The organism is Segetibacter sp. (assembly GCF_025963695.1).
GTDB lineage: Bacteria > Bacteroidota > Bacteroidia > Chitinophagales > Chitinophagaceae > Segetibacter.
Genome location: NZ_JAOQAH010000062.1, coordinates 38,048 through 47,020, shown reverse-complemented (window position 1 = coordinate 47,020; position 8,973 = coordinate 38,048). Strand labels below are relative to the sequence as shown.

The window sequence follows — 8,973 nt, the reverse complement described above, 5'->3', positions numbered from 1 at the left end:
AAGAAATGGGTTGATAATATTGATCCCGAAACTTTTGGATACAGTTCTGATAATCTTGTTGGTATGGAATCTACCGGTCTTCCTTCTACCAGAAGTCTTGGTTTGAATCTAAATATTAAATTTTAATAAGAGCGAATTATGAAAAAAATATTTAACGTTAGTCTCCCTATAGTTTTATTGTTATTTGCGACATCATGCGATAAAGGGTTATCCGAATTAAATCAAAATAAAACAAGCGCCACTGCTATTGATCCTGTTTTTCAACTTAATACCGCTATTGTTAATTCTAACTTTACTAGTTCAACTTCTCTTACTTACGAGATGTCTATTGTTCAGCAGATGGTTACACCCAATTCAGGATTGTTAGCAGGAGCAAACTTTAACCAGGACAATCGCGACATTACGGAAGATTTATGGCAAGCTTATTATCGTAACGTGATACGTAATACACGAGATGTAATAGCCAGAACAAAAGATGTACCGGCAAGAAGCAACCTAATGAACATGGCCCGTATACTGCAAGCCCGGGCGTTTATGGTATTAACAGATAGCTATGGCAACATCCCGTATACGGAAGCTGGTTTAGGATATATAGAGCAAACATTTTTACCGAGGTATGATGCCCAGCAAGATATCTACCCAAAACTAATAACAGAGCTTACTGAAGCGTCTGCTGCTTTAAATCCCGTGGGTGCAATAGAAACCGGAGAAGTATTATATGGTGGTAACATAGCGCAATGGAAAAAATTTGGCTATTCTCTTTTATTAAGAGCAGGCATGAGGCTTACCAAGGTTGATGCAGCAAAAGCCCAGCAAGTTGTTCAGGCGGCGGTTGCCGGTGGAGTAATTCTGACAAATGCAGATAATGCGTATTTTAGAACTACTAATGATTATACAGCGAATATTAGCGGCACATTAAATTCAACAGAGGCGGCAAACTATTACCTTGCTGAGCCTTTTGTTAATTATTTAAAAACTACAAATGATCCGCGTTTACCTGCAATAGCAATAAGGTATATCGGCGCAAAATCAGGCCCAGACCAAACACCTGCTGCCGGAACTACTGATCCTACAAGGCAGGTGGGTATGCCAATGGGGTATGATAACGGTACAATTGCAGCAGTGGCTACAGCAAAAGGCCTTACCAGCTTTTACGAATTCAGCCAGCTAGACCGGCGTCGTATGGCAAAACTCACCGCACCTGTTTACTTTGTTACGGCAGCCCAAACAAATCTCTTACTTGCAGAGGCTGCGCAAAGAGGATGGATTACAACCGGTACACCAGCAAGCTATTTCGCAACGGGCGTTCGTGCACACATGGAACAGTTGGCCACTTACGATGCTGGTTCTGCCGTTCCGGCTTCCGCTATAGCAGAATATTTAGCTGCAAATCCCTTGGATCCTTCAAAAGCATTAGAACAAATCAATACACAATATTGGGTTGCTTCGTTTTTAAATGGCCCCGAAGCATGGGCTAATTTCAGAAGAAGCGGATTTCCTGTGTTAGCTCCAAATCCTTATCCGGGAAAGACTATTTCAGGTACTTTTATCAGGAGACTTACTTATCCTAATGCTGAGGTTTCTGTAAACCCCGAAAACCTTAAAGTCGCTGTTGCTGCGCAGGGTCCTGATAATTTAGACACACGGGTATGGTGGGATAAACAATGATCAGATGTTTAAGTGCTATTGCTTTTAAATACAGGCAGCTGTTGTCTTTGGAGCATCGTTGCGTCGCATTTCGTTCATCAGCAAATCATTTTGCAACTTTTTTTCAAAATGTAGAAAAGCTTCAGGGTAACATATTCCGGCAAAAAAGCAATTCATATTACTATAAATACTTGTCTATTATTTTCAATTTTTAAAACTAACATTCCATAACCAACATGACTCCATCTCAAAAGCTATTAGCAAAAATGGGTCTTAAAGACCCTGAAATTAATGAGCCTGCAAGCACAACTCCTGTACAGGAAAATAGCAGGCGTTCCTTTTTCAAAAAATCAACTTTAGGAGGTATTGCTTTAGGTAGTTCTTTTCTGTGTACTCCAATAGAAGATATCATTGCACAAACTACAGGAGGAGTGAAGCGTTTTGGAGCTCCGTCGGACCTGAAGATTACCGATGTGCGCTACGCGGTTACAACGGTTCTTGGTCGTACTGCCATTATTCGTATCGACACAAACCAGGGCATCTATGGGCTGGGAGAAGTTAGAGATGGAGCTGACGAGCGATACGCGTTAATGCTGAAAAGTCGCATTTTAGGACTAAACCCTTGTAATGTTGAAATGATCTTCAAGGTAATCAAACAGTTTGGTGGTCAGGCACGCCAGGCAGGGGGCGTTTGTGGAGTAGAAATGGCCTTGTGGGATATTTGTGGTAAAGCTTATAATGTACCTGCATGGCAGTTGCTGGGCGGAAGATACCGTGACAGTATAAGGATGTATGCTGATACCCCAGAGGCATCTTCACCCGAAGAGCAAAGGAAGCTGATTAAATTTCGTACCGAAGACCAGGGATATTCATGGTTAAAAATGGATGTTTCAATTGGCGAACTGTTAAAAATTCCAGGTACATTGGTTAATGCGAACGCCTGGTTAAGTGAAAGGAAAACATTGCAACAGTGGGGGGGTAGCAATTACATGGCCTACTCTAATACTTTGCATCCCTTCACTCAAATACAAATCACCGACAAGGGCTTGGATGAATTGGCGAAGATCGTAGATACTGCAAGAAGTATGATAGGTTACGATATCCCGCTTTCAACCGACCATTACGGACATTTTGATTTAAATAACGGGATACGATTAGGCAGAGCACTGGAAAAATACCGGCTTGCATGGTTAGAAGACATTGTTTCATGGGAATATACCGACCAATGGAAAACTATGTCTGATGCTTTAGAAACTCCCACACTTACTGGCGAAGACATTTTCTTACTAAAAAACTTTAAGCCATTAATAGATGCGCATGCAGTTGATATCGTTCACCCTGACTTGGCTTCATCAGGAGGACTTTTAGAAACAAAAAGAATTGGTGACTACGCAGAAGAACATGGAATAGCGATGGCGATGCACCAGGCTGGTACTCCGGTTTCGTTTATGGCTAACGTACACTGTGCGGCTGCTACCCAAAACTTTTTAGCGCTCGAACACCATTCAGTTGACCTGCCGTGGTGGGAAAGTATGGTTAAAACAACCGATGGTAGAAAGTTGATTACGAAAGGTTACGCAAATGTTCCCCTTACTGCTCCCGGACTGGGAATTGAACTAAATGATGATGTAGTAAAACAGCATCTCCATGCCAGCGATAAAAGTTATTTCGCCCCAACTCCTCAGTGGAATGATAAGCGTTCTCATGACAGGATATTTAGTTAGACATATTGTTTAAGCAATTATAACAGTGCACAAGCATCCGCTTTTGCTAACATGACTTAAGAGGTCCTCGATTGGAGGGCCTCTTTTTATTATTTGCGATTTGATATCAGGAAAGCCTGACTGCTTACTTTGGGTCTTTTTATTGTACTATTGTAAATTTTGTATGTCACGATTCTTTTCTCATTTAAATACCGCTAAGACAATAGTCGCTCATTATAAAGGGGAGATGCCCTTAACAGTATTTCTTAAAGACTTCTTTTCAAAAGAAAAAAAATATGGTAGCCGCGACAGGAAAACAATCAGTTCTTTATGCTACAGCTATTTTCGATTGGGTTTTGCGCTGAAAGAGAAAACTACACATGAAAAGATGTTAGCAGGCCTTTTTTTATCTACCACAGTTCCTAACGAGTTATTGCAAAATGAAAAGCCGGAATGGAACGGTTCTATTACTCAACCTTTATCTCAGAAACTAAGGTTAGCAGAAATCGATGTAAAGGCGATATTTCCTTTTGAGGGTGAGCTGTCCGAAGGGATGGATATAGAGACCTTTAGTAGTTCGTTTTTTATTCAGCCTGATCTCTTTGTTCGTGTGAGACCAGGAAAAACAGGAGTAGTGAAAAGCAAACTAATCGCGGCAAAAACCTCTTTTAAAGAAATAATCGAAAATTGTTTTGCTTTTGCAAATGGAACAAAGCTTGAAAATATTTTAGATATCAATAAAGAGGTAGTAATACAGGATTTGAATTCACAACGGGTAGGGGAGTTGCTTCCGGTAAAAGATTTTAACACACCAGTTAAGGTATGGGATTGTTGTGCCGCAAGTGGCGGCAAATCTATTATGACTTATGATTTGGTTTCTGATGTTCAATTAACCGTTTCTGATGTTCGTCTATCCATTATTCAAAACCTTCATAATCGTTTTAAAGAGGCTGGAATTAAAAATTATCACTCTTTTGTAGCAGACCTTACTAATTCCGCAAGTTTATCTGGTTCATTAAAACAGTCTGCATTTGATTTAATTATTTGTGATGCTCCTTGCAGTGGTTCCGGTACATGGAGCAGGACGCCCGAAGAGCTGGTCTTTTTTAAACAGGAAGAGATAATAAGATATAGTAACCTTCAAAAAAGCATTGCAAAAAATGCAATTTCATATTTAAAAAAAGGTAGCTATTTTTTATATATAACCTGCTCTGTATTAAAAAAAGAAAACGAAGAAGTGGTTGAATTTATAAAAGCTACTTCCGGGCTGGAATTGATAAAAATGGAGTTATTAAAAGGGTACAAAATAAAAGCAGATACAATGTTTGCAGCGCTGTTCAAATCCCCACAATGATGAAGTGAATTGTTGAAGTGGCAACAAAAGTTCAAGTGTGCGACGCAGCAAAAGATGCGATTTTTGCATTAATATCACTACTGATAACAAGGAAATTGTTGAAGAAATATTTTAGATCAATTGGCAGTTGAAAAACTTCCGTTGCAGCTTACTTCCGGTTTTTGTTTATTAAGTTCGGCTTTCAGTCGCTTAATTTTTTGTTGAATGGCTTTTAACACAGCAAATTCTGCCTTCATTCTAAAAGCTTCGTTGTATTGAACTTCTTCTTCATGTATTTGTGCTTCGATACTTGACTTTGGGTAGGAGTAAAAATGTGTCATGGCGGTGATTGTTAAAATTCGTCCTTATAAAAACCAGGCTGGAGACCTGGCATTTTCTTCTATTTAAAGATAACAATTTTTTAATGTGTTAAAAAAACTAAGCTGGAAATTTTTGAACCTTAATATTTATGAAGCTTTTTCGAAATCACTTTTTCGACTTATAATCAAGAAAAATACCTGCAACATGTGAAGTTTTTTTTCGTTTTAGCTTATCACCTTTTGTATTATTAGAAAGTAATTACCTTACAGCTGAATTTATCTGAATGAAAAAATTATTGAATGTTTTACTTGTATTCTTTTTGTTTGTTGTTGTTGGGTGTAAAAAAGAAACAGAGACTTTAAACGTAGGTACCTTAAATGATTATTATCCCCTTGCAGTAGGTAAAACATTTTTATACAGGTTAGACTCTACCGTTCTTGGGTCATTTGGATCTTCCCTGGCAGTTAAAAGTTTTCACGCAAAAGACTCTGTTGAATCAACTTTTACTGACAACCAGGGCCGGATTTCTTATCGCATCTTTAGATTTATAAGAGATACCGCCGGTTTAAAAACCTGGCAATCTGCTGCTACTTTTGTAGCAACGCCTACCAGGCAAAATGTAGAATTTATAGATAACAACTTCAGATTTTTAAAATTACATGCACCGGTTACAGAAGGAAATACATGGAAAGGGCATTCTTATATAGACACTAAATCTCTTAATACCACAGTAGGCTACCTGGACGAGTGGCAATATGAATACAAAGATCTTGGTCAGCCTTTTAAAGTTTTAAATAGAATTTACGATAATACCGTAACTGTTTTTCAGCAAGATGAAACCACGCCTTCCGGTCCTTTCGATCGAAATAATTACCAGCAGAGAAACCTTGGAACAGAAGTCTATGCAAAAGGTGTAGGAATGATTTATAAGGAATTTTTACACTGGACATGGCAAACAACTCCTCCACCAGCAAAGTATGAAGACGGCAGTTATGGTATAAGACTTAGTTTGATGAGTTATAAATAAGACGAGTCTTAATTCTTGCGTAGTTGGCCTGCTTTCTGCTCTTTTGATGTATTAATTTTTCCGGATGAGAAATCTTATAGTTACCCTTTTATTTATTTCGTCGATTCAGCATGCAAACGCACAGTTTCCTAAATTAATTGTTCAGCTAAAAGATAAAGGAAGCAATAGATTCAGCCTAAATGCTCCCTCTCAATACCTTTCGCCGAGAGCAATACAAAGACGCTCACGTTACAACATCCCGATCGATAGTGCAGACCTTCCCATTACTACAACATACTTAGACAGCATTAAGATTGCAGGGGCCGTTACCGTCCTCAGTACTTCCAAATGGTTAAACCAGGTTTTAATTGAAACGTCAGATCAAAATGCCCTCAATAAAATTAAATCGTATCCATTTGTAATCTCTACACGAGGTGTTGGGTTTCGCAGCGCTGATACTACCCGTAATGATAAATTTAAAGATCCTCTCACTAGTGCGCTCCCGCCGGTAAGCCGTTTAGCAGGCACTGCTACTGACACTTACGACTATGGCAACAGCTACGGCCAGGTACATATTCACGAAGGTGAATTTTTGCACAACAGGGGCTTTCACGGAGAAACGATGCAGATAGCAGTGCTTGACGCTGGCTTTCTTCAGTATAAAACCATAACTGCTTTTGACAGCATTCGAAACAATGGACAGATTTTGGGAGAACGAGATTATGTGGCTTTCGACAGTAGCGTTAATGAAGATGACTCACACGGCATGTATTGCCTCAGTATTCTATCCGCCAACTGGCCCGGCAAAATGGTTGGAACAGCGCCTAAAGCCAATTACTGGTTGGTACGAACCGAGAATGCAGCAACAGAGTATGTAATTGAAGAACACAATTGGGTAGCCGGGGCTGAGTTTGCCGACAGCACCGGAAGCGATCTCATCTCTACATCTCTTGGTTACACCACTTTCGATGATCCTGCTTTAAACCATAGCTACAATGATTTATATAAGAATACAACTATGGTATCGCAGGGTGCAGCAATAGCCGTAAAAAAAGGCATGATCGTATCGGCAAGTGCCGGAAACGAAGGTGCTAATAGTTGGAAATACATTTCATTTCCGGCCGACGTTGACAGTGTTTGTACCGTTGGTGCAGTAAATGCGGCGGGAGTAATTGCAGGCTTCAGCAGCTACGGCTACCCCGGTAAGGTGAAACCAAATATTGTATCAGTAGGTGCGAACACAGTAATAGCTGGTTTAAACAATCAGCCAGTGACAGGAAACGGAACGTCTTTTTCAAACCCGAATGTAGCCGGCCTGATAGCATGTTTGTGGCAAGCCTTCCCAAATGCCAGCAACATGAAGATTTTAAACGCTGTTTACAAAAGCTCAGACAGGTATACAGCGCCTGATAGTCATTATGGTTATGGAATTCCTAATTTCCGCCTCGCCTACCAGTCATTAAAGCACGGCGAAAATATTGCTGTTTACGGTAACGATTGGCTTTTTGCCACGCCTAACCTGTTTACTGATCAGCTAGCTGTAAGGGTTATTGGCAGGCTAGACGGACCTGTAGCTATTTCATTGTTAAATGCCGCCGGGCAAGTAGTAGCAACACAAAATTTGGCAACCGAGAAAGAAGAATTGTATAATCATACATTCTCAAATTTGGGCAACCTTCCCTCTGGCATTTATTCAGTAAAGTATTCTGATGGCATTACTACGCGCACTATCCAGGTGACAAAGGGAAACATTTTCGAGAAAGAATGGTTTGTTGCCCTTTCTAATCCTTTTACCCGCGATTTCACCGTTTTCATAAAAGGCCAGGAAACCGGGGAAATAGTACTTAGGCTGATAGATACAAAAGGCAGCGTTGTTGAGGTCATCAATACACAAATCGCACAAAACGAAACATTAACCCTCCATTTCAATAACGCACAAAAACTGGCTCCAGGGGTTTATTTTATTCAGTATTTAGGTAAGTCGCAAAAACGCACCGTACGATTATTTAAGGGTAGTCTTTAGACGAACTGATTGTTGCTACTTACTACTCTTAAATTTTTTGCCTGCTACTTGCATTTGAAGGTGACCAGGTTTTTGCAATGCTAAATTTTTCCGGTGCTGAAGTAATTTCTGAAGAACAGCAATTGGTATTTTAAAGCTTCCCGCCAGTAGTCCCAATCATGTTTTCCCGGCCTTTCGGTGTAGTCGTGAGGAATTTTTAGCTGCAGCATTTTTGCATGCGTCCTTCTGCTCATATCAATAATGCGATCTTCGGTTCCGCAATCGATAATAATAGCCAAGGAATCTTTCGGATATTTTTCTATGACATTTATAGCAGACCAATCGAGGTATTGTTGTTTGTTGTGCGTTGTGTCTCCTAATCTTTTCTCAACATCATAATTCCTTGTGATCCGGCTTACATCTAATGCGCCACTCATACTACCGCACGCACCAAATAGGTCTGCATGTCTAAATCCAAGAAACAACCCTCCATGACCTCCCATGCTAAGCCCCGTAATCGCCCGTCCCCTGCGATCTTTAATAGTGTGATAAAGAGAATCGATGTAAGCTGGAATTTCGACCCCAACATTTGTCTCGTAACGCATGGTTAAGTCAATTGGGCTATCAAAATACCAGCTACTAAAAGCACCATCAGGACATACAATCATCAATCGGTGTTCGTCGGCGAGTTTCTGCAGTTCAGCGTCTTCTCGTGCCCAGTCACTATATTTTCCACTATAGCCATGTAGCAGGTAAACAACAGGAAACGCAGGACCGGTTTTCTTATAGTATGTTGGAGTGACCACCACACATTTTACATTTTTAAACATGCTGTTGCTATAAATGCTGATAGTATCAACAAAGGCAAACGAGCAAAACGAAAAGGTGATAATAAAGGTGGCCAGGAGTAATAGTTGTTTCATGTAACCCGATTTTTGCGTTAAAAATAAATAAAGCATTA

7 protein-coding genes are annotated in these 8,973 nt (G+C 40.0%); 5 read left to right on the top strand and 2 right to left on the bottom strand.

Annotation, left to right across the window (positions count from 1 at the left end; genetic code table 11):
- Positions 1 to 138 precede the first annotated feature (138 nt).
- From JWR87_RS10455 to JWR87_RS10445, 3 genes are all read left to right on the top strand, one after another.
- Positions 139 to 1,668 (top strand): SusD/RagB family nutrient-binding outer membrane lipoprotein, encoded by a 1,530-nt coding sequence (locus JWR87_RS10455; protein ID WP_297819366.1) that lies wholly within the window; start codon positions 139 to 141, stop codon positions 1,666 to 1,668.
- A gap of 215 nt (positions 1,669 to 1,883) precedes the next feature.
- A complete protein-coding gene (locus JWR87_RS10450) occupies positions 1,884 to 3,371 on the top strand; it encodes a mandelate racemase/muconate lactonizing enzyme family protein (protein ID WP_297819363.1) in 1,488 nt (495 codons plus the stop codon).
- A 163-nt stretch (positions 3,372 to 3,534) separates the two neighbouring features.
- Complete coding sequence (locus tag JWR87_RS10445; protein WP_297819359.1) at positions 3,535 to 4,704, top strand: methyltransferase domain-containing protein; 1,170 nt, start codon at positions 3,535 to 3,537, stop codon at positions 4,702 to 4,704.
- A gap of 116 nt (positions 4,705 to 4,820) precedes the next feature.
- Here the strand turns inward: JWR87_RS10445 and JWR87_RS10440 are convergent, their stop codons facing one another.
- Entirely contained in the window at positions 4,821 to 5,024 is a 204-nt protein-coding gene (locus JWR87_RS10440) for a hypothetical protein (RefSeq protein WP_297819356.1), read from the bottom strand.
- A gap of 263 nt (positions 5,025 to 5,287) precedes the next feature.
- On the opposite strand from JWR87_RS10440, the gene JWR87_RS10435 reads away from it, so the two are divergent.
- Together JWR87_RS10435 and JWR87_RS10430 are read left to right on the top strand one after the other, a co-directional pair.
- Positions 5,288 to 6,031 (top strand): hypothetical protein, encoded by a 744-nt coding sequence (locus JWR87_RS10435; protein WP_297819353.1) that lies wholly within the window; start codon positions 5,288 to 5,290, stop codon positions 6,029 to 6,031.
- 64 nt (positions 6,032 to 6,095) lie between these two features.
- A complete protein-coding gene (locus tag JWR87_RS10430) occupies positions 6,096 to 8,033 on the top strand; it encodes a S8 family serine peptidase (protein WP_297819351.1) in 1,938 nt (645 codons plus the stop codon).
- An 80-nt stretch (positions 8,034 to 8,113) separates the two neighbouring features.
- On the opposite strand, the gene JWR87_RS10425 is transcribed toward JWR87_RS10430, so the two are convergent.
- Positions 8,114 to 8,935 (bottom strand): alpha/beta hydrolase-fold protein, encoded by an 822-nt coding sequence (locus tag JWR87_RS10425; RefSeq protein ID WP_297819349.1) that lies wholly within the window; start codon positions 8,933 to 8,935, stop codon positions 8,114 to 8,116.
- Positions 8,936 to 8,973 lie beyond the last annotated feature (38 nt).

Excerpts from the sequence above, each read along its gene's own strand:
- JWR87_RS10455 (WP_297819366.1), top strand. The coding sequence starts at position 139 with ATGAAAAAAATATTTAACGTTAGTCTCCCTATAGTTTTATTGTTATTT.
- JWR87_RS10450 (WP_297819363.1), top strand. The coding sequence starts at position 1,884 with ATGACTCCATCTCAAAAGCTATTAGCAAAAATGGGTCTTAAAGACCCT.
- JWR87_RS10445 (WP_297819359.1), top strand. The coding sequence starts at position 3,535 with ATGTCACGATTCTTTTCTCATTTAAATACCGCTAAGACAATAGTCGCT.
- JWR87_RS10440 (WP_297819356.1), bottom strand. The coding sequence starts at position 5,024 with ATGACACATTTTTACTCCTACCCAAAGTCAAGTATCGAAGCACAAATA.
- JWR87_RS10435 (WP_297819353.1), top strand. The coding sequence starts at position 5,288 with ATGAAAAAATTATTGAATGTTTTACTTGTATTCTTTTTGTTTGTTGTT.
- JWR87_RS10430 (WP_297819351.1), top strand. The coding sequence starts at position 6,096 with ATGAGAAATCTTATAGTTACCCTTTTATTTATTTCGTCGATTCAGCAT.
- JWR87_RS10425 (WP_297819349.1), bottom strand. The coding sequence starts at position 8,935 with ATGAAACAACTATTACTCCTGGCCACCTTTATTATCACCTTTTCGTTT.